Origin of the sequence: Pseudomonas sp. 1912-s (assembly GCF_029269205.1) — a bacterium.
In the GTDB taxonomy this organism is placed as follows: domain Bacteria; phylum Pseudomonadota; class Gammaproteobacteria; order Pseudomonadales; family Pseudomonadaceae; genus Aquipseudomonas.
The window spans coordinates 122,376-148,287 of record NZ_JARIXR010000015.1; the positions used below are offsets into that span (position 1 = coordinate 122,376).

Annotated in this window: 15 protein-coding genes; 7 read left to right on the forward strand and 8 right to left on the reverse strand. The window is 65.6% G+C overall.

Annotation, left to right across the window (positions count from 1 at the left end; genetic code table 11):
- Positions 1–11: 11 nt before the first annotated feature.
- Genes P3C29_RS19470 through P3C29_RS19500 form a run of 7 tightly spaced genes read right to left on the reverse strand, consistent with a single transcriptional unit; the run spans position 12 to position 15,837 of the window.
- Positions 12–791, reverse strand: coding sequence for an alpha/beta fold hydrolase (locus P3C29_RS19470; RefSeq protein WP_275965233.1), 780 nt, complete (start codon positions 789–791; stop codon positions 12–14).
- Positions 788–1,876, reverse strand: coding sequence for a saccharopine dehydrogenase NADP-binding domain-containing protein (locus tag P3C29_RS19475; RefSeq protein ID WP_275965234.1), 1,089 nt, complete (start codon positions 1,874–1,876; stop codon positions 788–790). The genes P3C29_RS19470 and P3C29_RS19475 overlap by 4 nt, the downstream gene beginning before the upstream one ends.
- Positions 1,873–7,296, reverse strand: coding sequence for a non-ribosomal peptide synthetase (locus tag P3C29_RS19480; protein WP_275965235.1), 5,424 nt, complete (start codon positions 7,294–7,296; stop codon positions 1,873–1,875). Before P3C29_RS19480 ends, P3C29_RS19475 begins: the two co-directional genes overlap by 4 nt.
- Entirely contained in the window at positions 7,293–10,700 is a 3,408-nt protein-coding gene (locus P3C29_RS19485; protein ID WP_275965236.1) for an amino acid adenylation domain-containing protein, read from the reverse strand. The genes P3C29_RS19480 and P3C29_RS19485 overlap by 4 nt, the downstream gene beginning before the upstream one ends.
- On the reverse strand, positions 10,690–12,447 hold the full coding sequence (locus P3C29_RS19490) for an ABC transporter ATP-binding protein (RefSeq protein WP_275965237.1): 1,758 nt from the start codon (positions 12,445–12,447) through the stop codon (positions 10,690–10,692). Before P3C29_RS19490 ends, P3C29_RS19485 begins: the two co-directional genes overlap by 11 nt.
- On the reverse strand, positions 12,444–14,192 hold the full coding sequence (locus P3C29_RS19495) for an ABC transporter ATP-binding protein (protein WP_275965238.1): 1,749 nt from the start codon (positions 14,190–14,192) through the stop codon (positions 12,444–12,446). The genes P3C29_RS19490 and P3C29_RS19495 overlap by 4 nt, the downstream gene beginning before the upstream one ends.
- Positions 14,185–15,837: an AMP-binding protein gene (locus P3C29_RS19500; RefSeq protein WP_275965239.1), complete on the reverse strand. Its 1,653-nt coding sequence runs from the start codon at positions 15,835–15,837 to the stop codon at positions 14,185–14,187. Before P3C29_RS19500 ends, P3C29_RS19495 begins: the two co-directional genes overlap by 8 nt.
- A 352-nt stretch (positions 15,838–16,189) precedes the next feature.
- Between P3C29_RS19500 and P3C29_RS19505 the strand changes: the two genes are divergently transcribed.
- From P3C29_RS19505 to P3C29_RS19535, 7 genes are all read left to right on the forward strand, one after another.
- Positions 16,190–17,092, forward strand: a complete 903-nt coding sequence (locus P3C29_RS19505; protein ID WP_010169525.1) for an AraC family transcriptional regulator — start codon at positions 16,190–16,192, stop codon at positions 17,090–17,092.
- 135 nt (positions 17,093–17,227) lie between these two features.
- Positions 17,228–19,456 (forward strand): TonB-dependent siderophore receptor, encoded by a 2,229-nt coding sequence (locus P3C29_RS19510; protein WP_275965240.1) that lies wholly within the window; start codon positions 17,228–17,230, stop codon positions 19,454–19,456.
- Positions 19,457–19,482: 26 nt separating this feature from the next.
- Entirely contained in the window at positions 19,483–20,310 is an 828-nt protein-coding gene (locus P3C29_RS19515; protein ID WP_275965241.1) for a PepSY-associated TM helix domain-containing protein, read from the forward strand.
- Positions 20,310–21,425, forward strand: a complete 1,116-nt coding sequence (locus P3C29_RS19520) for an ABC transporter substrate-binding protein (protein WP_275965242.1) — start codon at positions 20,310–20,312, stop codon at positions 21,423–21,425. The genes P3C29_RS19515 and P3C29_RS19520 overlap by 1 nt, the downstream gene beginning before the upstream one ends.
- Positions 21,422–22,489, forward strand: a complete 1,068-nt coding sequence (locus tag P3C29_RS19525; RefSeq protein WP_275965243.1) for an iron ABC transporter permease — start codon at positions 21,422–21,424, stop codon at positions 22,487–22,489. The genes P3C29_RS19520 and P3C29_RS19525 overlap by 4 nt, the downstream gene beginning before the upstream one ends.
- Before the next feature lie 26 nt (positions 22,490–22,515).
- On the forward strand, positions 22,516–23,295 hold the full coding sequence (locus tag P3C29_RS19530) for an ABC transporter ATP-binding protein (protein ID WP_169388295.1): 780 nt from the start codon (positions 22,516–22,518) through the stop codon (positions 23,293–23,295).
- A 3-nt stretch (positions 23,296–23,298) separates the two neighbouring features.
- Positions 23,299–24,507 (forward strand): MFS transporter, encoded by a 1,209-nt coding sequence (locus P3C29_RS19535; RefSeq protein WP_275965244.1) that lies wholly within the window; start codon positions 23,299–23,301, stop codon positions 24,505–24,507.
- Positions 24,508–24,510: 3 nt separating this feature from the next.
- Here P3C29_RS19535 and pssA read toward each other — a convergent pair whose 3' ends face one another.
- Positions 24,511–25,854, reverse strand: coding sequence for a CDP-diacylglycerol--serine O-phosphatidyltransferase (gene pssA / locus P3C29_RS19540; RefSeq protein ID WP_010169536.1), 1,344 nt, complete (start codon positions 25,852–25,854; stop codon positions 24,511–24,513).
- Positions 25,855–25,912: the final 58 nt, after the last annotated feature.

A 25,912-nucleotide genomic window follows, 5' to 3' on the forward strand; every position in this document is an offset into this window, starting at 1 on the left:
GGATTCTCTGCTCATGGGGTCGACGGCCAGCACTGCCAGGCCGGTTCGGCGGGATTGCCCAGCAACAACTCCAGGTGCTCGATCAGGTCGACCTGGCTGTCGCGCAGGTAAAAATGCCCGCCGTCGAAGGTTCGAAAGTCGGTGACCTGGCGCGTGACCTCCGACCAGGCGTGGGCTTCTTCCTGATCCACTTCGCGGTCGGTGGTGCCCAGGCACACGCTCACAGGCACGTCCAGCAGCTCGCCGATATCGCCGCGATAGGTTTCGATCAGGCGGTAATCATTGCGCAGCGCGGGCAGATAAAGTGCCTGCATCTCGGGGTCATCCAATGGCGAAGGCGCCCCCCCCGACAGGCGTCGCACATCCGCCAGCAACCCGGCATCCGGCCCCTGGTGCAATTGGCTGTGGCGTTGTCGGTGAGGCGCCGGATGGGCGGAAACAATCAGCCGTTGCAGGGCCTTGCCCTGACGGTGCAGGCGCCGCGTCACCTCATAGGCCAAGGCAGCGCCCATGCTGTGGCCGAACAGCACCAACGGCCGGTCGGACAGGTCCCAGAGCGCCCGGGTAATGGTGCCTGCCATCCATTCCAGGCTGCCGGGCCAGGTCTCGGCCAGACGCTCTTCGCGGCCGGGGTATTGCACGCTGACCACTTCAATGTCGACCGGCAACAGCGCCTGCCAACCACTGAAAAATCCGGCGCTGCCGCCCGCGTGGGGCAGACAGACCAATCGGCAACGCGGGGTGTGAGGCTGCGGGTAACGCCGCAGCCACGGGCTGGCGACTTTTTTCATAGCACGCCCTCCTCCAGCTCAGTGGTGACGTGGATCCGGGTGTGCGGCAACCAGCGCAGCACCTGGCGCAGGCAGTCGTCGGCGTCCATCACCTGAGCGGCGTAGTGCGTGCCTTCGGGCAACCGGGCCCATTGCAGCGCGCAGATGGCCGCCACCGTGCCGGTCAACGCCGAACCATCACCGGCACGCAGCCAGGCGCTGGCCTGCTGAGGTTCGCCGTGTTGCAGGCCTTCCATTTCCACCGCGAGCAACTGGTAGGGCGTGCGCCCTGCCAGGTCGAGGGCACTGGCCTGCACCAGGCTGGCGACGTTTTCTGCCGAGTGCCTGAGTGCCGGCGGCGAACCCTGGATACGCCCCAGTGCCGCTCGCAGGTGCCCGCCGTCGAACAGGTTGTAGCCCTCCGCTTGCGGCACCCGCAACGCCGTAAACAGGCGCTGCTGTTCGGTGGTGAGGTAGGGATAGGCCGTCACCGCACCGCCCACCAGCCAGGGCCGCTCGAAGTGTTCATCGGCGGGCACGGCGGACTTGACTGCACGGCCCTCGGCCCAACCCATCGAGGCCTGGCCGTAGCCGTTGCCCAGGCTCAACAGAAAATCCTCGGCGGCCGTTGTCGACAGCCGCCCCAGCCCGACGGCATAGCAACGCACGGTGTCGACACGTTCAAAGGACGCCGCCAACACCTTGGGAAACAGACCGGACAACCCCGGCAACATGCCGGCCGACAACACCACGCGACGACCGGGTGGCAACTGCGCGGGCAACACATGGTGCAGCGGGTCATCGCCGCCCACATCGAGGTAATCGGCGCCGCTGGCCAAGGCCGCCAGTGCCACCCGGTCGAGCACCTTGTAGCTGGGCCCTGCGCAATTGATCACCAACTCGCAGCCGCTGCAAAACGCTGCCAGGCTGCGGGCGTCCCACAGGTCCAGTTCACGGACCTCGGCCCGCCCGTTCAACTCCCGGTGGTTAAAACGCTGGCCTTGCCCGGGGTCACGACCGCCCAGGCGCAGGCGGTAGTGACCCACCAGCACCCGGGCGACCTGCCGACCGACATGCCCATACCCGCCTACAATCCCGACGTTCATGCCGCCACCTGCGCCAGCCGCTCGAACGCCCGGGCCACGGCTTCGACCTGCGGGCTCTGCATGCAGCTGAAGTGGTCGCCCGGCACGTCGACAACCTGCAACTCCCCGAGGCACAGGGCTTGCCAGTATTGGCTCATGTCCCGGTGCATGCCCGGCAGTACCTGAACCTCGCCGCACTGGCGGATAAACACCATGTCGCCGTCGTAAGGCGTGGCCTGGTGCAACGCGACGGCGGCGAGGCTGTGGCGCAACACCTGCAATTGCTCCCGCAGCCAGTCCAGGTCGCTCAGTTGCGAGCCCGCATGGCGCATCGCGTCGGCAATCGCCTGCAAACGCTGGTCAGCCGACTTGCGTCCCAGGGCCCGCAGGCAAGCCAGGGCCGTGGCGCAATCAGGCTCGTCCTCCAGCGCCAGCAATGCACCCTGGGGCACGCGGCCGGGTGTCTGGCGCAGCACCTTGGCAATCGCCCGTTCCATGGCCTGTTCATCCAGCGGGTAACCCAGTGTGTGCGGGTCGGCCTGCATGACACGGGCGAACACGTACTCGGCCAGCAGGTCATCCTCGATCATGAACGGCACGCGGTAGCTGCTGATCACCGTCAGTTGCAGCACCTCGATGCCCCTGGCCACCAGGCACGAGGCGAGTTCCGTCGCCAGCAATCCGCCGAGGCAATAGCCGACGATGCTCACCTGGCGCCGGCCTTCGGCGTGCAAGGTGTCGGCATAACGTTCGGCCAGTTCACGAATCGCCGTGGCCGGCGCCAGGGCCAGGTAACCCCGGACGTCGTTGAGCACCAGCCCTTCCAGTGGCGCTTCTTCCCCCAGCGCGGCAAACAGCGCGCGATACGGTGCCAGGGTGCCGCTGCCGTCATGGACAAAGATTCGCGCCGGGCCTTGCACCTCATCACGAATACGCACCAGCGGCGAAAGACTCTCGCTGCCCTGCCCCCGCAGGTAATCCGCCAGGGCGGCCACCGTCGGCTGATTGATCAACTGCCGCAGTAAATCCCCCCACGGCACGTTTCGGGCCTGGGGCAGGCTTTCCCGCAGGCGGCCAACCACCTGGGCCACCAGCAATGAATCGCCACCCAGTTCAAAGAAGCCCTGCTCACGGCCCACGCTCGGCACCCGCAGCAGGGTTTGCCAGACCTCGGCGATGCTGCGTTCCAGCGCATCCAGCGGCGCGGCGCCGCTGTTGGCCTGTTGCGTGGCCTGGGCAATGCCCAGGTTGGCGAGGGCCTGGCGGTCGACCTTGCCGTTGGCCGTCAGCGGCATTTCATCCAGCACCCGCCACTCGGTGGGCACCATGTAGTCCGGCAAACGCTGGCCCAGATGCGCGCGCAACGCCTCGGGTTCGAGGGTGTGGCGGTCGGTCTTGAAGCGCGTGATAAACAAGTGCTGGCCGATCTGCGACATGGCATCGTCTGCCGCAGGCAGGCACAGCGGCGTCTGCGCGCCGGCCTCCTGCAACAACTGGTGCCACTGCTCGCGGCGGATAAACGTGGTGTCCTGTGCGGCACGGAAATCCTCGAACGCGGTCAGGCCCTCCTTGAACTCCATGGACGCCATGATCTGGTAGGTGTCGCGCGTGGCCTCGATAAAGATCAGCCAGCCGCCGGGTGCAAGCATTTCCCGCAACCGGGCCAGGACCCGGCTGGCGTGCCGCGAGTTGTGCAGCACGTTGGCACACAGGATCACATCCAGGGAGTTGGCGGCGATGCCTTGGCCCCAATGATCGAGGTTCAGGTCAAACAGCCCGTAGCTGACCCACGGAAACTCGACAAAATGCTCCCGCGCTTCGTTGAGGAAGAACTGCGACAGGTCGGTGAACTGGTAGTCCACCGCCAAGCCGTCCAGGGCCGGAATCAGGTCGGCGCTGGTGCCCCCCACGCCCGCGCCGATTTCCAACAAGCGCAGGCGCTGGCCCGCCGGTTGCAGCGCGGCGATTTCCTGCACGGCTGCGCACACCGCCTGGTTCAGGTACTGGCTGATCAGGTTCTTGCGGTAGGCACCTTCGGCGGTGTCGGTGCGGCCTTCGGGGAACAGCAGGTGCAACGGGTCGAGCCGGTCGCTCATCAGTGCCGGCAGTTGCTCCTGGCTCTCGCGCAGGTAACGCAGCACTTCAGCGCCCCAGCCCACACTGGGTTCAAGGGCCTCGATGCGTTGCCACAGTTGACGGTACTCGGCGCCCGAGACCCGCAGTGACGAATAGGCGCCGGTGTGTGGATTCTGGTCCACCAGTTGCTCGCGGTGCAGGGCTTGCAGCCAGCGGCGGATCAGCCGTTCATTGCGGGGCGCGACCTCGCATGCCGTCATGACCTGCGCCAGGTCATGCTCGACGCCCGGTTGATCAAACAGCCCCGGACGTTGCAGGGCCAGGCCCATGGACAGCAGCGCGGCACGCTCGACGCAATCGGACATTTGCGTGATCAGCACCTCGGTCAAATGGCCTTTCACCCCGTTGGCCGCCGCCAGGGCGTTGGGTGCCAACCGGGCAGGCCAAGGCAATGGCGTATCGCGCAGCGTGCCGCGCACACAGGCCTGCAAACGCCGCTCGAACGCACCTTCGCCCGCGGCGACTACCACGGCCGACTCCACATTGGGATGGCTGAGCAACGCACTCTCGACTTCCGCCAACTCGATGCGATGGCCGCGCACCTTGACCTGGAAATCCTCACGGCCAAGGAACTCGATCAGCCCGTTTTCCAGGTACCGACCCAGATCGCCGGTGCGGTACAGACGCTCGCCACTGTGGGCGTGCTCGATAAAGCGCTCGGCGGTTTTCTCGGCGTCCCCCAGGTACCCCATGGCCAGGCCGCTGCCGGCGATAAACAGCTCACCCGCAACGCCCTGCGGACGGTCACGTCCCTGCTCGTCGAGCACCATGAAACGTTGGTTGGCCAGCGGCGCGCCGTAGGGAATGCTGCGCCATTGCGCGTCCACCTCGGTGATCGGATAGGCAATCGACCAGATCGCCGCCTCCGTCGCGCCGCCCAGGCTGATCAGTTGCAGCGTGGGCAGCAACGCACCGATCTCGGCGGGCAGATTCAGCGGAATCCAGTCGCCGGACAACAGCGCCAGGCGCAGGCTGTGCGGTGCCGCTGCGGGGACCGCTTGCAGGTAATGGGTCAGCATCTGCAACTGCGCGGGCACCGAGTTCCACAGGGTCACGCCATGCTCGCGGGCGCACGCCGCCCAGCGAGACGGATCAGCCCGGCGGCCGGCGTCGGGCAGCACCAGCGCGCCCCCCACCGCCAGCAGGCCGAAGATGTCGTACACCGACAGATCGAACCCCAGGCTGGCCAGGGCGAGCACCCGGTCTTCGGCGCCGATCGCGAAGCGGTGGTTGATATCGACCACGGTGTTGAGGGCCGCCTGGTGGTTGATCATCACGCCTTTGGGAATGCCGGTGGAGCCTGAGGTGTAGATCACGTAGGCCAGCTGTTGCGGTGTCACGGTTGGCGTGGGCAGCTCACGGGTGGCGGCAGTGCCCGCCTGGTCGACATACAGGCACTGAGTCACCTGGGCAGGCCACATCAGGTCCGCGCTCAACCACGACTGGCTGAGCACCCGGCTGACGTCGGCATTTTCAATAATCAGCGCGCGGCGTGCCGCTGGCTGGTTGGTGTCCAGCGGCAGGTAGGCCGCGCCGGCGCGCAAAATTCCGAGCACGGCCACCACCTGCTCCATGCCCTTGTCCATGCACACCGCAACCCGCTCACCGGGCTGGCAGCCGGCGTCCAGCAACTGCTCGGCAATCGCCTCGGCGCGGCCTGCCAGTTGCGCGTAGGTGAGTTGTCGTGAACCCTGGATCAGGGCGATGCGCTGTGGTGCTGCGCGGGCCTGGCGAAAGAACGGTTCATGCAGCAAACCCGGCGGAATCGGCTGCGCGGTCTGGTTGATCAGCTCCCGCACCAGCCGTTGGGGCGCCGGCAGTTCCAGGCAGTCATCCAGGGTCCAGGCCGAGGGTTCACGGGCCAGGCGCTTGAGCAGGCGTTCGAAGGTGTCGAACATCGCCTCCAGCATCTCGTCATTGAACACGCCCTGGCGAATGTCCCAATTGATGTACAGGCCACTGTCGCGCTCGCTGACCTGGCAGTCGATCAGCACCTGCGGGGTCTGGCTGATGCCATGCACCAGGCGTGAGCCGGGCATGAACGCCCCGCCGCCACTTTCACCGCCGGCGCCGAGGGTGCTGGTGAAGGCATAGGGCATCAAGGCCGCCTCACGGCCTTTGCGCCGCGCCAGTTCGCGCAGTACTTCGATGCCGGAACACAGGCGGTGGTCCATGTCCTGCCACAGGCGCTCCTGCAACTGCTGGCTGCGTTCGCCGAAACTGCCGCCTTGCAAGGTCTGGACTTCCAGCAGTTCCACAGAGCTGAAATCCCCCACCAGCCGGTCGACCTGCGGGTGCAGCGACAGGCGATTGAGCAAGGTCAGGCTCAGGCAGAAATGCCCCTTGCGGCTCCAGCGCCCAAGGGTTTCGGCATAGCAGGCGAGAATCGCGGCGGACACCCCCACACCGGCGGCCGCCGCATTCAGGCGCAGGGCGTTGAAATCCCGGGCCTCCAGGCTCAGGGCGCGACGCTCGAAACGCGGGCCGCTGGGTGCGCCCATCATCGGCAATTCCGGGGCGCCGGGCAGGCTGTCGACCCGCGCCCACCAATACTGGCGGTCACGCTGGTAGCGCGGCTGTTCCCGCAGGCGGCGTTCACCCAACACGTAGTCGCGAAAACTGATGGGGGCTGCCGACGGCAAGGCTTCGCCCCGGTAAACCTGCTGCAACTCGGCCAGCAGCATGCGCACGCTCTGGTAGTCGCATACCAGCAAGTCCACTGACAGGTGCAGACGCGCATGCTCACGGCCCTGGCTCACGCACAACTCGATCAGCGGCCACTGCCGGGGCGAGGCCTGGCGGATTTCCATGCGCTCGCGCAACGCCGCCAACCCCTGGCCGTCGTCGTCGCGCAGGTCGTGCCGGGCGATCAGGTAATGCGGCACCTGGGGCAGGATTTGTTGGTAGCCGTCTTCCAGCACCACCGCCCGCAGCATGTCGTGACGGGCCACCAGATGGTTCCACGCCTGCTCCAGGCGCGCCGGGTCGAGTTCCTGCAGTTCAAATTCCAGGTAGCCATGACAGGCCACCCCGCCATAGCTGAACGCCTGGGTGCGGCCCATCAGGTAGGCAGCCTGCACGTCGGTCAGCGGAAACGGTTCGCTGCGGGCGGCCAGGTCCGCCGAGACGGTGGGCATCGCCGGTTCCATTAGCTGTTGCAACAGCGCGTCCTTGTGCTCGCGCAGTTGTTGCAAGCGGTCTTCGTCCATCACCCCGGCCGGCGCCCGATAGCGGAGGCGGCCCTGCTCTTCCCAGAGTTCCACACCCAGTGACTCGAGTTCCTGTTGCAGTTGCTGCAGTGTCATAGCGCACCCTCCACCATTGCGTTCCGGTTGACGTGGTCCTGTTCCCGTCGGGCGGCCAGCCATTGGGCCTGGCGGGCGACGGTGGCCGCGTTGAAAAAGTCTTTCAGCGATAGTTCGACGTCGAACTGCCGGGCAATACGTTCGATCAGGCGCGCCGCCAACAAGCTGTTGCCGCCGAGGGCGAAGAAGCCCTGATGGCGCCCCACCAGCGGAATGTCGAGCAGCTCGCGCCAAAGCCCGGCCAGCAGTTGCTCGGCTTCGCCTTGAGGCGCGTCTTCACTCTCGGGTTTGGCGCCCTGGCGTTGCTCCTGCACCAGCCACAACAGGGCGGCGCGGTCGACCTTGCCGTTGGCGCTCAGGGGCAGTTCGCTGAGGTTCAGCCAGTGGTCCGGCAGCATGTGTTCCGGCAGCCATTGGCACAGCCACTGGTGCATGGCGTCGGCATCCGGCACCGCGTCGCCCGTCAGGGCCGCTGCCAGTTGTGGGTTGGCACCCGGCAGTACCAGGGTGACCGCGCGACTGACGGCCGGATGGCGCTCCAGGGCTATGTCGATTTCACTGAGTTCGATGCGGAAACCCCGGACCTTCACCTGGTGGTCCATGCGCCCGAGAAATTCGAGGGTGCCGTCGGGCCAGTAGCGGCCCTGATCACCGGTGCGGTACCAGCGCTGCCCGGCCTGCTCGACGAACCGCTGGGCGCTGAGGTGCGCCAGGCCGCGGTAGCCTTGGGCAACCCCGGCCCCGCCGATCCACAATTCCCCCGCCACCCAATCCGGGCAATCGCGGCCCTGGCTGTCGACCACCCGGAAGCACTGGTTATCCAGGGGCTTGCCGTAGGGAATCGAGCGCCAGTGCGCGGGCACGTCGTCGACGTCCTGGACGTTGGACCAGATTGCCGCTTCGGTGGCGCCTCCGAGGGCGGCAAACCGGGTGCTTTCGCCGGCAGCCACGCGCAAGCGGCGCGGCAGGTCCAGCCCGACCCAATCGCCCGAGACCATCGCCAGCCGCAGTCCGGCCAGGGCATTCGGCTCGCGGGCCTTTAGGGTCAGCATGTCGAGCAGGGCCGGCACCGAGTTCCACAGGGTTACCCGTTGCTGGCGCACCAGGCGCAGCCATTCAGACGGTTCCTTGCGGCAGGCATCCGCCGGCAGCACCACCGCGCCACCGACGCTCAACAGGCCGAACAGGTCGTACACCGACAGGTCGAAATCGAGGGCGGACACGCCGAGCACGCGGTCCTGCGCGCACACCTGATAACGCCGGTTGATCGTCTCGACGGTGTTCAGCGCCGCTTGATGGGACACCTCCACGCCCTTGGGTTCGCCGGTGGTGCCGGAGGTGAAAATCACATAGGCCAGCGCCTCCGGTGAGACCTCGCCCGGCTGCTTCAGGGCCGTGGCCGAGCGGGCCTGGGCCAGGTCCACCACTTGCAGGTCTGCCAGCCAAACACCGCGATCGCGGTGGGCCGCATCGGTGATCACCACCTTGGCCCCGGCTCGCTGATAAATCATGTCGCGACGGGCTGCGGGCTGTTCGATACCCACCGGCACATACACCGCGCCCGCTGCCAATACGCCGAGCACCGCGATGATTTGCGCCTGGCCCTTGGGCAAGGTAATCGCCACCGCATCGCCTGTTTCGATCCCCCACTGGCCGAGGGCTCCCGCCACGTGCAAGGCCTCGGTTGCCAGCTCGGCGTAGCTCAGTTCACCTTCCTCGGTGATCAGCGCTACCCGTTGCGGGTGCAGGCGCGCCTGCTGGAAAAAGCCTGCGTGCAGCAGCCCTTCGTCATAGGCCCAGGGCGTGTGATTGACCGCGGTGCGCACCTGTTGCTGGGCGTGCGGCAACGGCAGCGGCGCGGGTTGGCGCCAGTCACCGGTGCACAACCACGCCAGCAGGTCGCCATAGGCAGCGAACATTTCATCCAGCAGGCCTTCGGGGAACAGCGCGTCCACCGCGTCCCAGTTCAGCAGCAGGCCGTCGGGCAGCGGGTAGCTCTGGTGATCGAGCCACACCTGGGGTGTTTGCGACAACGCCCAACCCGGTTCCCCCAGGTGTTCTCGGCAGGTGGCGTCGACAAATGCTTCGCCGAGGTTGCAGGCAAACACCACCGGTGCGCCGCCTTGCCGGGTGCGGGACAACTCACGCAGCACCTCCACACCGGGCCAGGCACTGTGGGCAATATCGCGGTGCAACTGGCGTTGCAGGGTTTGCGCCTGTTGCGCGAAAGAACCTGCCTGGCGCTGGTCGACCTCCAGCAGCACCAGGTTGGAAAAGTCGGCCAGCAGGTGCGGCACGCAGGGGTGCAGTTCCTGGCGATTGAACAGCGGCACGTTCAACAGGAAATGCTGGCTGGCGCTCCAACGGGCCAGCACTTGGGCATAGGCGCAGCACAATACGCTGGCCAGGGTCAGACCGTGTTGCCGCGCCTGGTCTTCGAGGGCGTGCAACTGGGCACGGCCGAGGCGCATCGCCAGGCGACGAAAGCGCGGCGCGCCGAGTGACTGCGGCTCCTGCGCCAGGGGCAGTTGCGGGCCGTCGGGCAAATCATCGAGGCGCTGCAACCAGTAGTCACGTGCGCCCGCATCGGTGGTTCGGGTGGCACTCAGGTAGTGCGCAAAATCCCATTCGAGGCGTGGCAGTTGCGCTTCCTGCCCGCTGTAGATCAGCGCGAGATCCCGCAGCAGCACGCTGATACTCAACACGTCCGCCACCAGCAAATCGATGTTCAAGTGCACCCGGCTGCGGCCGTTGGGCAAGTGGCTCAGTTGCACATCGAACACTTCGCCCCGCCGCACCTCCAGGCAACGGTGGGCCAGGCGCTCGCGCAGGGCCAGCGCATCCGGCAATTCATGCACGGTCAACCCGGGCCAGGGGCTCACCGGCAGGATGCGCTGGCAGGTGGCCGTGGGGAAACAGGCGCGCAGCATCGGATGGCGCTGGGTCAGGCGCACCACCGCGTGCTCAAGGCGTTGCGCATCAACCTGAGGCCCGTCCAGCTCCTGATACAGGTGGCAGCCGACCCCGCCCAACGGCATGGCCGGGTCGCGGCCAAACCAGTAGGCCTGCTGCAAGGGCGTGAGCGGGAAATCGCTGTCAGTGGCAACGGGCTTGAGGTGGGCCGGCGGGCCGCGACGGCCATCGATCAGGGCCCACCAGGCCTCAAGGGTCGGCTGCTCAATCAGTTCGGCAAAGCTCACCTGCACACCTTCGCGGGCGAGCAACGCCGGCAGGCGCATCATGCTCACCGAATCCAGGCCTTGCTCGATCAGCGAGGCGTCGGGCTCCAGGTCCTGGGGGGCATAGTTGAGCAACTGCGCGACACCGGCGCACAGCGCCTCGGGGCTGTGTGCGAGGCCGCCGGGTGAAGGATGAACGCATGCCAGTGCTGGGTTATCGGTCATGGGGGACGGTCCTTTGGGGAACGGTAGGGTCTGGACGCAAGCGCCAGCGATTGATCGCTTCGCGCTCGTGGAACAACTCGCGGTAACGGTCGGGCACGGCCATCAACGCGTCATGGCGGCCGACCTGGGCCAATTGGCCGTGGTCGAGCAGCAGAATCTGGTCGGCGTGGGGCGCCAGCGTCGGCTTGTGGGTGACCAGCACCACGGTGTGCTGGCGGGCCAGTTGCAACAGGGTGCGATTGACCCGGGCCTCGCTGATGGCGTCGAGGGCCGCCGTCGGCTCATCCAGCAGGATCAGCGACGCGTCCTTGAGCAGCACCCGCGACAACGCCAGGCATTGGCGTTCGCCCCCGGACAGGCTCACGCCCTGCTCTCCCAGCAGGGTCTGCCAGCCTTGGGGCAGGCGTTCGGCGAGGCGGTCCAGGCCCGTGGCGCGGGCGGCGTGCTGCCATTGCTCTTCGCTGGCATCGGGGCGCCCCAGCAGCAGGTTGTCCAGCAGGCTGGCCGGCAATGGCGGGCTGTCCTGGAACATCAGGGCGACCTGGGTATCCCGGGCCAGTGCCGACTGTTGCCGCAGGTCGACACCGCCCAGGCAGATCGCCCCGCTGCTGACATCGCTGAAGCGCGCCAACACGCGCAACAGGCTGGACTTGCCGGAGCCGGACGCGCCCACCACCAGGTTCAGCGAACGCTCTTGCAGCGTGAACGTGATGCCCTGCAACACCGGCTGCCCGTGGCGTACCAGGCCGACGTCTTGCACCTGCACGTCGAAACCTTTGGCAGATTGAGGCTCAAGCGGCTCAGGCAAACCCGGCATTTGCAGCAGATGGCGCAGGCGATTCAACGCGTGGCGGGTCTGGCGCAAGGTGGTACCGAGATTGACCAGCGCGCCCATCGGCTCCACCAGGCAGGTGGCGAGAATCGCCAGCGCGAGGAACTTCGCCGGGTCGAGGGTGCCACCCAACACGGCATACAGGCCGCCTAACAGAATGGCGCTATAGCCGGCCTGCAACACCACGGCCAGGCCCAACGCAGCAGGAAAGGTTCGCCAGTGGGCGTGACGCTGGGCCTGTTGCTGCTGGGCCAGGGCCTCGGTGAGCAAGTCGAACCCTTGCCCGGTGCGCCCGCTGGAACGCAGCAACGGTTGCTGGCGCAGAAACTCCATCACCCGCGCTGCCGCTTCATTGGCTGCGGCTTCGCTCAGCGCTTCGGCCTGCCCGCCCCACCGCACGCCCCAGTGGTACACCAGCACCAACAAGGGCAACGCAGCCAGTGCGGCCAGCGCCATGGAGCGGTCGTAGAAAAACAGCGCCAGCAGCAGCGCCAGGGGCGTTAACAGCGCGTTGGCCATGGGTTGCAGCAGGTGTGCCGGGGTGCTCATGATTTGCAGCACGGTGTGGGTCACCAGCCGATTCAGCTCCGCGCTACGCCGTTCCACAAACCATTCCAGCGGCAGTTGCACCAGCTTTTCACCGATACGCCGGTTCAACGCCTGGGCCGCCTCGGCACCGGCGCGATAGCCCGCCAGTTGGGCATACCGGCGCAACCACAGGCACAGCACTGCCATGCCGGTGAAGCCAAGGGCCCAGGCCCAGGGCGTGGCGGTGCCGAGCCATTGGGCAAAGGCCATCGGCAACAGGGCCAGTGCCGCGCCCTGGGCCAGCGCACTCAACGCCATTGCCATCAGCGCGCGCTGCACCAGGCCGGCTTCACGGGGTTGCAGGCTGCGTAACAGGGCGCGAATCATGCCCGTGCCCTCTTCAGCGCTGTCGCCGAGAACTGTTCGGCCGCCCATAGCCCGGCGTAGGCGCCCTGCTGGTCCAGCAAGCCATGATGGGTGCCGCGCTCGACAATCCGCCCGCCTTGCAGCACCACGATCTGGTCGGCGTCCTGGATGCTGCTCAAGCGGTGGGCGATCACCAGCACCGTGCGCCCACGGGCGAGGCGTGACAGGGCCTGCTGGATCGCGGCTTCGGATTCCGGGTCACTGGCGGCGGTGGCTTCATCGAGGATCAGGATCGGCGCTTCACTGAGCATGGCCCGGGCAATGCCCAGGCGCTGCACTTCCCCGCCGGACAGTTGCACGCCGGAACCGAGCAACGTGTGATACCCCTGGGGCAACGCGAGGATGCGCTGGTGAATCTGCGCGGCCCGGGCGGCGGTTTCCACCTCGGGCAGCGTGGCTTCGGGGCGTGCCAGGCGCAGGTTGTCGAGGACGCTGGTGCGCAGCAGGCGCACGTCCTGGAACACAAAGGCGACCTGGCGGTACAGCGCCGCACTGTGCATGTCCCGCAGGTCGACGCCGCCGATGCGAATCGACCCGGCGCTCACGTCGGCAAAGCGTGCCAGCAAGGTGGCAAGGGTGGATTTGCCGGCACCCGAATCACCCACCAGGGCGGTCAGCGTGCCGGGTGGCAAATCCAGGTCAATGCCCTGCAGCACCTGGGTGCCATCGGGATAACCAAAGTCCACCCGCTCAAAGCTGACCTGCCGGCCTTGAGGTTCGCGAGACACGCGGGGTTGCGGCAACGTGGTGCTGCTCAGCACCGCAGCAATCCGGCTGGCGGCCATGCGGCCTTGCACCAGCGCATCCGCACCATGCCCGAGGGCCGCGACCGGCGCGGCCAGCGCCGGCCCCAGCAACAGGAATGGCAGCAATTGCACCGACATCAGCCAGCCGCTCCCTACCAACAGCGCACCGCCCAGCAGCACCAGGGCCAACACCAGCAACGGCGAAAGCAGCACCTCGACACTCGCCCCAAGCCCGGCCCAGCGCTGGGCCCAGCAGGAAAAGAAACCGGCAAAACGTTCGACCGCCGCGAAAAACTTCGACTGCACCCGATCAGCCCGGCCGAACGACTTGACCATGGCGATGCTCTGCACAAACTGCTGGGTGGCCTGGGACAGGTTGCCCAGCGCCGCGCCCAGTGCTTTCTGGTCATCCCGATAAGCCCGGGAGCGCAACGCCCGCAGGCGCCATAGCGCAACCACCGGTGGCAGCAGCACCACAACGGTCATCGGCACACTCACCGTCAGCAGGTACAGCAGGCAGGCCAGTGGCGCCACCAGTGCGGCGGCGAGGTTGTTCGGCAGGTGCGCCACCAGTTGATGCAGAGCGCCTACATCATCGAGCAATACACGGTCGACTTTTTGCCCGCCACGGGCACTGAACCAGGCCAGTGGCACCCGCGACAAATGTGCCGCCAGGCGCTGGCGAATCTGGCATTGCAGGTCGCTGTCGGCCAAGTGGGTCATCTGCAAGGCCGCCGCCAGCCCGAGCATGCGCAACAGCAAGGCGCCCGCGCCGGCCAGCAACCACCAGAACCCGTCCTGCAGGTCGAGCTTGCCCTCCAGCAACGACGGCGCCAGCTCCGCCACCGCGATCAACGGCAGCAAGCCGATCAAGCTCGCCAGGGCCTGCAGCAGCATGGCGCCGATCAGCCGGCCACGTACGGGGGCAAGCAGCGTGTGCAGCGGATTGTTATCAGCCACGGGCGGCACTTCCCTCAGGGGTTTTCGCCCCGAAATACAGCTGTTGGATGGCCTCCCGCAGGTGCTTGCGACTGACCTTGCCCACGCCGGTCTGCGGGAACCCCGGGATAAACTCGAAGCGGTCCGGCAGCTTGAAGGCGGCAAGCCCTTGCTCACGCAAATGGCGCAGCAGCTCCGGCGGGCGCGGTGCGGTGCCACGGGGAATCACGAAGGCGCAGGTGCGCTCGCCGAGGTAGGCGTCGGGCATCGCCACCAATGCCACATCGGCCACGGCGGGATGGCTGAGCAGGAGGTTTTCCACCTCTTCGGCGGCAATCTTTTCGCCGCCCCGGTTGATCACGTCCTTGTCACGACCTTCGACCATCAGGTAGCCGTCGGCGGTGAGCATCACCCGGTCACCGGTGCGGTAGAAACCGTCGGTGGTGAAAGCCTGGGCGTTGTGCGTCGGGTGGCGGTAGTAACCGCGAATCGTGTACGGGCCACGGGTGAGCAACTGGCCAACCTGGCCCTGGGGCACGTCCTGTTCGTTGTCGTCCACCACCCGGATTTCATCGGCCGGGGACAGCGGTTTGCCCTGGGTGTGCAAGACCCGTTGCGGCGGGTCGTTGGGGTCGGTGTAGCAAATCAGCCCTTCGGCCATGCCGAACACTTGCTGCAGGCGGCAGCCGAGAGTGGGCTCCACACGCCGGGCTGCCTCGAAGCTCAGCTTGGCACCGCCCACCTGCAACAGTTGCAGGCCCGGCAAGCCCTGCCCCCGCGCCTGGGCAGCGTCCAGCCAGACCAGCACCAGTGGCGGCACCAATGCGGTGTGGGTCACGCGTTCCTGTTCGATCAGCGCAAAGCAGGTTTCGGCGCTGGGTGAGGGGCTCAAGACCACGCGGCCGCCCATCAGCAAGGTGCCCATAAACCCCGGGCAGCACATGGGAAAGTTGTGGGCCATGGGCAACGCGGCGAGGTACACCGTGGCCTCGGTCAGGCCGCAACGCTCGGCGCTGGCCCGTACGTTGTAGACGTATTCGTGGTGGCGCCGAGGGATCAGTTTCGGCACGCCCGTAGAGCCGCCGGACAATTGGAAACAGGCCACTGCGTCGGCCGCCGGTGCGCAAAAGGATAGGTGTGGGGTGTCCAGATAGAGGTCTTCGAGTGCGGTGAACTCTTCGGCCTCGCCCGCCACAATCACCCACGCAAGATCCGCATGGGCAGCCTTCAAACCCCGCGCCATGCCGCGATAATCAAAGCCCGCCGTGACGTCGGCGCACAGATACGCCCTGGCCTGGGCAAACTCGCAGAAGCGGCCGATTTCCAGATGACGGTGGGCCGGCAAGGCAAAGATTGGCCGTACGCCAAGGCGATACAGGGCGAAGCACACTTCGACAAATCCCACGCAGTTCGGCAGTTGCACCACCACGTTGTCCCCCGCCACCAACCCCAGCCGGGACAACCCGTTGGCCAGTTGATCGACGCGTTGATCGAGTTGGCGATAGCTCACCCGCAGCGCTCCTTCGGTGATCGCTTCACGGTCGCCAAAGGCCTGGGCAGCGTTGCGCAGCAGATCGCCAAAGGTCTCGTCGCGCCAGTAGCCGGCGTCGCGGTAACGCTTCGTAAATACCTGGGGCCAATCGGGGCAGTCATCGTTGAAAGTCATGGGGTCTCCAGAGTTTTTTTCGGCAATAAGGGGCCGTTGCCGTGAACAAAAGGCCTGCGGGGCAAGGGTGAAAAAGGCTAGGGAGAATGGGGCATTGAGCGGTTCATCCATGAGTCGCCAAGGGCTGCGGAAATGAGAGTGATTATTAATAGGCAAAAGCCGCAGCACGGCAACCGGCAGGACATTCGTTTGCGCGGCTTTTTCTTTTGATTGCGCAACAGCGCCGTTTTCAGCGGCTTGCAGCGATGAGACGGGATCGGTGCTTTTCGCTAAAGGATAATCATTCTTAATTACAGGTAAGAAATTTCCTGCTAGCGTATGGCCCTCTTTTCCGGTTCACAGGGAGTCCGCCATGCTCAGCCCTCACGCTGCGCCGCTACCGACCCAAAGGGATTTCACCCTCAATTTTCCCAACACCTTGAACACCGGTGCCGCTACCGTCGTGCCGGAAATCACTCTGTCCGCCGGGACGGTGTTGATGGACAGCCAGATGTGGATGCAGGAACCCCTGTGGCAGGGTTTGAAGATCATCCTGGTGCTCAGCGGCCAGCTCAATTGCCGGGTCGAAGGCCAGCAGGAAGTCGAGATTCGCGGGCCCACCCTGTGCGCCGTGGCCAACCAGGGTGAACATTGTGGCGACCACCTGTTCGCCAGTGGCGTGCCGGTGCGCTACACCACCGTGCAGCTGGATTTCCCGTCGATTCGCAGCGTCGGCCTCGAGCCGGAACGCCTGCTGGATAAACGTGGCGGTGGGCCGATGATGTTCTGCCAGCCCGCCAGCAAACCATTGCTGGCCCTCGCCCAACAGATTTTCACCTGCCCGTTGCAGGGCCCTGCCCGCTCCTTCTATCTGGGTGGCAAGGCGCTGGAACTGACGGCACTCGGGGTGGAAGGTATCCTCGCGCAAACCGAGTCGCGCCCGGTGCAGGAATCCCATTGCAATTCGGCCGATATCGAACGCATTCATGCGGCGCGCGACCTGTTGCTCGGTTCGCTGCAGGCTTCGCCCTCACTGGCCGAGTTGTCTCGCGCAGTCGGCCTGAACCCGCGCAAATTGACTGCGGGCTTTCGTCAGGTATTCGGCACCAGTGTCTACGTGTACTTGCAGGAACAGCGCCTGGCCGAAGCCTATCGGCTGCTGGCCAGTGGCGAGACCAATGTCTCCAGCGCAGCCTACCGCGTAGGTTACAGCCCGGCGCATTTCTCCACGGCGTTTCGCAAGCGCTTCGGGGTTTCGCCCAAGGCGTTGCGCTGAGGACTTTGTAAAAGTTCCTGTCCCGCCTCGCAAACGAAAGAAATGGTCGCTCGACCCAAAGCAATAGCCCTGCGTCATACCACCTAGATGAGATACGTTTGCATTCGCATTAAACACCTCATCATGGAGTGAAGCATGGGCACCCGCGTTCTGTACCGAGACACCCCAGGTTTGCCAGTCGATATCGCAGTCCCGCTCTTGAAGTCCAAACGCAAGCCCTTGGCAACCCTGATCCATGGCGTGGCCCTGGGCCTGTCGCTGAGCCAGATGAGCCACGTGCTGGCCGCCGAGGCCGACACCGATCACGCCGTGATGCTCGACAGCAGCGTGGTCACCGGCACCCAGGCCGACAGCCCTACCGGGCAACAGACCGGTTACGTGGCCAAGCGCAGCCTCAGCGGGACCAAGACCGACACGGCCCTGAATGAAATCCCTCAGTCGATTTCAGTGGTCACCCGTGACCAGATGGACGCGCAGCAGGTGCAATCGGTCAGCGAAGCGTTGCGCTACACCGCCGGCGTGCAAGCCAACACAACCGCCGCCAGCCAGCGCTTCGACAACCTCTCGATTCGCGGCTTTGACGTGACCAGCACCGGCATGTTGCGTGACGGTTTGCGCGGCACCACCACCCAGGCGTGGCCAAAAGCCGAAGCGTATGGCCTGGAACGCATCGACGTGCTCAAGGGCCCGGCCTCGGTGTTGTTCGGCCAGAACGCGCCGGGCGGCGTGGTCAACCAGATCAGCAAGCGGCCCCTGGACCAGCCGTTCCATGAAGTGCAGATCCAGGGCGGCAGCTTCGACCGTGCCCAGGGCCAGTTCGATTTCAGCGGGCCGCTGGATGACCAGGGCCAGTTCCTCTATCGCCTGGTGGGCCTGGAACGCAGCAGCGGCACCCAGTTCGATCACATCAAGGACGACAAGACCTTCATCGCACCGTCCTTCACCTGGCGACCGAATGACGACACCAGCCTGACCGTGCTGGCCGACTACACCGAGGATGAATTCGGCGCGCCACGGGTGTTTTTACCCACTGTGGGCACCCTCAAGCCCAACCCGAACGGCAAGGTCAAACACAACGTCTTCCTCGACGAGCCGGGCCTGGACAATGGCCGCACCCAATACTCCCTGGGTTATTTGCTGGAACATCGCATCAACGATGTGTGGAGCCTGAACTCCAGCGCACGTTATGGCCACGTCAACCTGCTGACCAATACCGCCAGCGGCATGTCCCTGGCACCGGACCTGCGCACCTTGAACCGCGCCGCCTACCGTTTCCGCATCGTCGGCGACGTGTACTCCCTGGACAACAATACCCAGGCCCGCTGGAACCTCGGCGAGGTGCAGATGCTGTCGCTGCTGGGGGTCGATTACCGGCGTACCCGTGAGGACTATTACCTCAACGCCGGCCGCGCATCGTCGATCGACGTCTACAACCCGGTGCACGGCGGCGTGTTCGCACCGAACACGCCATTCGCCAGCACCTTGCAGCGCGCCGACCAGACCGGGCTCTACGCCCAGCAACAGATGACGTTCAACGACCGCTGGGTACTGACCGTCGGCGGTCGCCAGGATCACTCCAGCGCACGCACCGACAACCGCCTGACCGACGCCGGGCAGAAGCAGGACGACAACAAGTTCACCTACCGTGCGGGCCTGGTTTACCTGGCCGATAACGGCCTGTCGCCGTACATCAGCTACGCCACCTCGTTCGACCCCGTGCTGGGCACCGACTTCTACGGCACCACGTTCAAACCGAGCACCGCCAAACAGTCGGAAGTCGGCATCAAGTACCAGCCGCCCGGTATCGACAGCTACATCACCCTGTCGCTGTTCGACCTGACCCAGCAGAACGTCAAGACCACCGACCCCACCAACCCGCTCAATAGCGTGCAGACCGGTGAAGTCAACGTGCGCGGGGTGGAACTGGAGGGCAAGGCCAGCCTCGCCAAGGGCCTCGACCTGCTGGCGACCCTGACCTACAACGACGCCGAAGTCAGCAAGAGCAACAACCCGCTGGAAAAAGGCAACCGCCCCACCGACACCCCGGAAAAAATGGCGTCGCTTTGGGCCGACTACACGCTGCCGTTCGGCCCGCTGACGGGGCTCGGATTTGGCGTCGGCGTGCGCTATATCGGCTCCACCGAAGCCGACGCCGCCAACACCTTGAGCGTGCCCTCCTACACCTTGCTCGACGCGGCAGTGCACTACGATTTCGACACGTTGATCCCGGCGGCCAAGGGCCTGCGCCTGGCAGTGAACGCCACCAACCTGACCGACAAGCACTATTACGAAGGCTGCTCCCTCTCCAGTTGCAGTGCCGGGTATGACCGCAGTGTCATCGCCAGCCTGCGTTATCGCTGGTAACCGCTATGCGTGGGTGGTGGCTTCGTGTGCATCGCTGGCTGGCGCTGAGCGTCGGCCTGTTGCTGGCGCTGATCGGCTTGAGTGGCGCGCTGCTGGAACTCAAGGGGCCGATCCTGCGCTGGGAAGTCGGCAGCCAGGCCCTGGACCTGCCCCCGGGTGAGCACGGCCCGGTGCTGGACGACGGGCAGTGGATCAGCGCGGCGATGAGCGCGTACCCGCAGTTCCAGAAAGTCTTTGGCGCCGCAAAGCCGCGCCAGGGCTTTCTCGAATCGGACAACGCGATTGTGTTCGGTGCGCTCAAGGATCGGCCCGGCATCGGCATCGCCATGATCGATCCCTACAGCGCCGAGCCTCGCGCGTTCTTTATCTTCGATGACCTGTGGCTGGCAAAACTGGTGGCGTTGCACCGGGCACTCCTGTTGCCGCCGCCGCTTGGCGCCATCGCCCTGTTTGCCTGTGGCCTGGTGCTGCTGGGTTCGGTGGGCAGCGGCCTGTACTTGTGGTGGCCGGGGCGGCGCAGTTGGTGGAAAGCCGCCAGCCTGCGCCCCGGCAGCCAGGGCCAACGCCGGCTGCGCGAATGGCACAACGTCGCGGCAGCCTGGCTGTGCCTGCCATTGGCGGTGATTGCCGGCAGCGGCGCCTGGCTGGCCCGGCCCGACTGGTTTGTCGCCAACCCCGTCGCGCTCAAGCCGTTGTTCTCCGCGGCCCACGGGCACCTGCTGCTGGGGTTGCCCGGTGCGGCCCTGGCGTTTCTCTGCGGCCTGGCATTGCCGCTGCTCTATCTCACCGGGCTGTTGTTGTGGTGGCGCAAACGCGTCCGCCGCCTGCACCCCACCGTTCAAGGAAACCGTTGATGAAACACCTCCCGTTGTTGCAACGCAGCCTGCTGCTGGGCCTCGGCCTGTTGATGAGCGGCCTGGCCTGCGCCCACACCGTCACAGACCTGGCAGGTCGCAAGGTCGACGTGCCGGAAAAGGTCTCGCATATCCTGCTGGGTGAAGGCCGGATGATCTACTCGTTGTCATTGCTGGAAGGCAAGAACCCGTTTACCCGCATCGCCGGCTGGCAAGGGGATTTTCGCGGGCTGGATGTGCAGGGTTACGCCGCCTTCCAGAAGCACTTTCCCGAAGCCGACAAGGTACCCCTGGTAGGCGGCACTTCCGCCGAGACCTTCAGCGTGGAAAAAGCCCTGGCGGTGCACCCGGACCTGGCGATCATGGCCTTGAGCGGCGGCCATGGCCCGAGCCCCGACAGTGAAGCGGTCAAGCAGTTGGAAGCGGCCGGCGTGGCGGTGATCTTCGTCGACTTCAGCGACCATCCGTTGAGCAACACCGTGCCGAGCATGCGCCTGCTGGGCCAGGCCCTGGACCGTAATCAGCAGGCCGAGGACTACATCGCGTTTTACCAGGCCGCGCTGGCGAAGGTCACCGACACCCTGGACAAGGCCGGGACGGTAAAACGGCCGAAGATCTTTATCGACATGCTGGCCGGCCTGCAGGATTGCTGCGGCTCACCGGGCACCGGCAACTTCGGGGAAATGATCAAGCTCGCTGGCGGCCAGAACATTGCCAACGGGCGCATTCCCGGCCCGATCGGCACGCTGAACGTCGAGTACATCCTGTCCAGTGACCCCGATGTGTACGTCGCCACCGGCGTGTTCGGCCACGGCCAGGGCGGCGTGACCCTCGGTTATTCGGCCACGCCGCAGCAGGCCAACGACAGCCTCAGGCAAGTGGCCCATCGCGCGCCGCTGAATGAACTGCGGGCGGTGCGCGAAGGAAATGTGCATGGCCTGTGGCATATCTTCTACGACTCGCCGGAACACTTGATCGCGGTGCAGGCCCTGGCCAAGTGGCTGCACCCGGACCTGTTCACAGACCTGGATCCGGAACAGACCCGCACCGAACTGTACCGGCGCTTTATGCCGATCCCGGCCAGCGGCGTGTTCACCACGAGCCTCGTGCCGTGACGCAGGTGCAGGCCTGTGATAGTGCCAATAACGCAGGTGAGCGCTATCGCCATCGCCATGGACGGCGGGTGTTGCTGCTGTCGGTACTGGCGTTGGCGCTGGTGGTTTCCCTGGCGGTGGACATCACCACCGGCCCTTCCGGCATGAGCCTGACGCGTCTGCTGCACGTGCTGTGGGACCCGGCCTCCATGCCTCGGGTGGAAGCGGTGATCGTATGGAACGTACGCCTGCCCTACGCGCTGATGGCGGTGCTGGTGGGCGCGGCCCTGGCCCTGGCGGGGGCGGAAATGCAGACGGTGCTGGATAACCCACTGGCCAGCCCGTTCACCCTCGGTGTTTCGGCGGCGGCAGCCTTTGGGGCCGCTCTGGCCATTGTGCTGGGGCTGGGCATTCCTGGCGTGCCGGCGCAGTACCTGATTTCGGCCAACGCTTTTCTGTTCGCCCTGGCCTCGGTGGCGCTGTTGTACCTGTTGGCACGCTGGCGTGGGTTTGGCGTGGAAAGCCTGGTGCTGTTCGGGATTGCTCTGGTGTTTGCGTTCAACGCGCTGGTGGCGCTGCTGCAGTTTGTGGCGAGCCAGGACAGCCTTCAGCAACTGGTGTTCTGGACCCTGGGCAGCCTGGCCCGGGCATCCTGGGAAAAGCTCGGGATTCTCGCCGCCGCGTTGCTGCTGTGCCTGCCGTTTTCCCTGCGTCAGAGCTGGGCGTTGACCGCACTGACCCTGGGAGAAGAGCGCGCCCGCAGCTTCGGGATTGATGTGGGTCGCCTGCGGGTACTGTCGCTGCTGCGCATCAGCCTGCTGTCGGCACTGGCGGTGTCGTTTGTCGGCACCATCGGTTTTATCGGGCTGATTGCCCCGCATATCGCGCGGCTACTGGTGGGGGAAGATCATCGCTTGTTTTTGCCTGCGAGCGTGCTCAGTGGCGGCTTGATCCTGTCGATGGCGTCGATCGCCAGCAAGGCGCTGATGCCCGGCGTGCTGATCCCCGTGGGGATTGTCACCGCGCTGGTGGGGATTCCGTTTTTCATGGCGATTGTGATGCGTAACCGCCGAGGTGTTCTGTGACCGGACTAAGCACACATGAATTGAGCATGCACTACGGCAGCCGCAGCGTGCTCCACGACATCCACCTGCCGGCCCTGCTGCCTGGCAGCATCACCGCGCTGATCGGCCCCAACGCCGCCGGCAAGTCGACCTTGTTGCGGGGTATCGCCGGGCTGCACAAGGCCCGTGGCCAGATCTGGCTGGACGGCACCGACCTCAACCGCCTGCCGCAAGTCGAGCGCGCGCAACAGGTGGTGTACCTGCCCCAGAGCCTGCCGGAACGCACGCGCTTGTGCGCCTTCGAAGCGGTGTTGAGTGCGGCCATGGCCGGGCACCGTGGCGCCGGTTTTGCGCCAGGGCGACCGAGCCCTGCGGTGCTCAAGGGCGTCGAAAAAATCCTCGCCGACCTCGACCTGACCGCCCTTGCCGACCGCCCGATCGATGCGCTTTCCGGTGGCCAGCGCCAACTCGTGGGGCTGGCCCAGGCCCTGGTGCGTCAGCCTAAAGTGCTGCTATTGGACGAACCCACCAGCGCTCTCGACCTGTATCACCAGTGCCAGGTGGTGGAAGCCATCACCCAGGCGACGCGCGAACGCAACCTGATCACCCTGGTGGTGGTGCACGACATCAACCTCGCCCTGGGCTTCAGTGACCAGGTGGTGGTGTTGCACAATGGCCAACTGGCCGCTGCCGGGCCACCGCAAGCGGTGATCAACCAGGCGTTGCTCAAAGACGTCTATGGTGTGAGTGGCCGCCTTGAACAGGTGCATGGCCGCCCGCTGGTGATGGTCGACGCACGACTGCCCTTTTCCCCTGCCCTTGGATAACCCATGAACAGCTCCCAAGACGCTGCACTTGCGACGTTGCACACTGACCGCCCGTTCAACCTGCGCCCGCTGCTGTTGGCCAACATGGCCTGCACCATGGCGATGATGGCGTTTGTTTCGCTGATTGGCCCGATCGCACGGATTCTCGGCCTGGCCACCTGGCAGGCGGGCGCGGCGGTCACCGTGTCCGGGGTGATCTGGATGCTCCTGGCCCGCCCGTGGGGCCAGGCCAGTGACCGCCTCGGCCGACGCCGCGTGCTGTTGCTCGGCACCGGCGGTTTTACCCTGGCGTACTGGGCGCTCTGCGTATTTATCGATGCGTCCCTGCAACTGCTGCCGTCGGCCATGTTGGCGTTTATCGGGCTGATTCTGGGGCGCGGCCTGATCGGCGTGTTCTACGCCGCGATTCCGGTGGGCGGGTATGCGCTGGTGGCCGACAACATCGAGCCCGAGCACCGGGCCAAGGCCATGGCCTCTCTGGGCGCGGCCAACGCCTGCGGCCTGGTGCTCGGCCCGGCGATTGCCGCGCTGTTGGCGCGTCACAGCCTGAGCCTGCCGTTTTACGTGATGGCGGTGCTGCCCATGCTGGGCTTTCTGGTGCTGCTGGCCAAACTGCCACGCCAGGAGTTACACCTCAAGCAGCCGCCCAAGCCGGTCAACCTGTCGGACCCACGGCTGCGTCGCCCGCTGGTGGTGGCGTTTGTCGCGATGCTGTGTGTGTCGATTGCACAGATAACCGTGGGCTTTTTCGCGCTGGACCGTCTGAAGATGAACCCGGCCGATGCCGCACAGACCGCCGGCATTGCCCTGACCATGGTCGGGCTGGCGCTGATCTGCTCGCAACTGCTGGTGCGCAAACTGGAGTGGCCGCCGCTGCGGATGATTCGCGTGGGCGCCGTGGTGTCGGCCCTGGGCTTTGCCGGCAGCCTGTTCGCCGACACGGCCTGGATCCTGTGGTTGTGCTTCTTTGTGTCTGCCGCCGGCATGGGTTGGATCTTCCCGTCCTTTGCGGCATTGGCGGCGAATGCCGTGGATGCCTCGGAACAGGGCGCCACGGCCGGCTCGGTGGGTGCAGCCCAAGGCCTGGGCGTGGTGGTCGGGCCGCTGGCCGGGACCTTGATCTACGCGATCGAGCCGCGCCTGCCCTACCTGGTGGCGGCCGCGCTGCTGCTGTTGATCGCGTGCTGGCCGGCTGCACGGCAACCGGCCTGAAGCTTAGAGAATGCGGTAGAGCAACCGCTCGATCCGCACCCGGCTGACCCGACGCAGAAACTTGCCGACGGCCGCCGGGTACTCCACCAGGGTTTCCAGTTGCTGGTAGCGTTCGATACGCGAGGTGTGCTGGAAAATCTGCGCCAGTTCAGTACGCCGAGGCACCACCCATTCACCCTTGGGATCGTCAATCAGCAAGGCGTTTTCCAGGTCGAGGCGAAACGCGCGCGGGTTGATGTTGTTGCCGGTCAGCAACGTATAGCGCTGGTCGACCCACATGCCCTTGAGGTGGTAGGTGTTGTCGCCGTCGCGCCACAGGTGCAGGTTCAACTGGCCGCTGTCGATCATGCGCTGGTGGCGCTTGGCAAAGCGTCGCAGGCTGATTTCATAGAGATACGGCAACGCGGCGATAACCTTGAACGGCTCGCTCGGCGGGATGTAGAAGTCGTTGGCGGTCTTGTCGCCGACAATGATGTCGATCTTCACCCCGCGCGCCAGGGCGCGGTTGATTTCCCGCGTCACCGGCAGCGGCAGGTTGAAGTACGGCGTGCAGATGGTCAGCTGGTGCTGGGCGCTCGCGATCAGCTCGCAGATCACCCGGCTCAGGGGGTTGTTCTTGCACACGCCCAGCAAGGGGCTGACCGACAGGTTGCCGTTGGGCAACTGCCCCGCCGTGGTGTCGTACACCGCGTGTTTGAGGCGGCTGCGCAGGTCGCCGATGTCGTTGCGCAGGCTGCGGGTGGTCGGCGGGTTGGGCAGGTCCAGGCGATGCACCGCCTTGGCGGCGACCAGGCCGTGTTCCACCAGGTGCTGCATCGAGTCGGCCAGGGCCTTGTTGTGGATCAGGTGGTAGCGGTCATAACGGTATTTGTCGAACTTGTGAAGGTACACGTTGTTCAGGCTGGCGCCGCTGTACAGCACGCTGTCGTCGATCACAAAGCCCTTGAGGTGCAGCACGCCGAACAGTTCGCGGGTTTGCACCGGCACGCCGTACACCGGCACTTCGGTGCTGTGGGACTGGGTCATGGCCTGGTACCAGGCACTGTTGCCCGGTTGCTTGCCGGCCCCGATCAGGCCGCGCTGGGCACGCAGCGAGTCAACCACCACCACGATGTCCAGTCCGGGCCGCCGGGCCTTGGCAGCGTGCAATGCGTCGTAGATCTCTTGCCCGGCTTCATCCTGCTGCAGGTACAGCGCCACGATGTAGATACGCTGGGTGGCCTGGGAAATTTTCTCCAGCAGGCAGCGGCGGTATTCGGCCGCGCCGGACAGCACGTCGATCGCCTCGGGTGTGAGGGGAAAACCGCGCAGCTTGGGCAACAGGGAGCGTTTGAATAACGACGGCATAGGGCTCGCAATGGGTCGAATCCGAAGGACTCGAGAGCTTACACCATGGGCTGGCTCA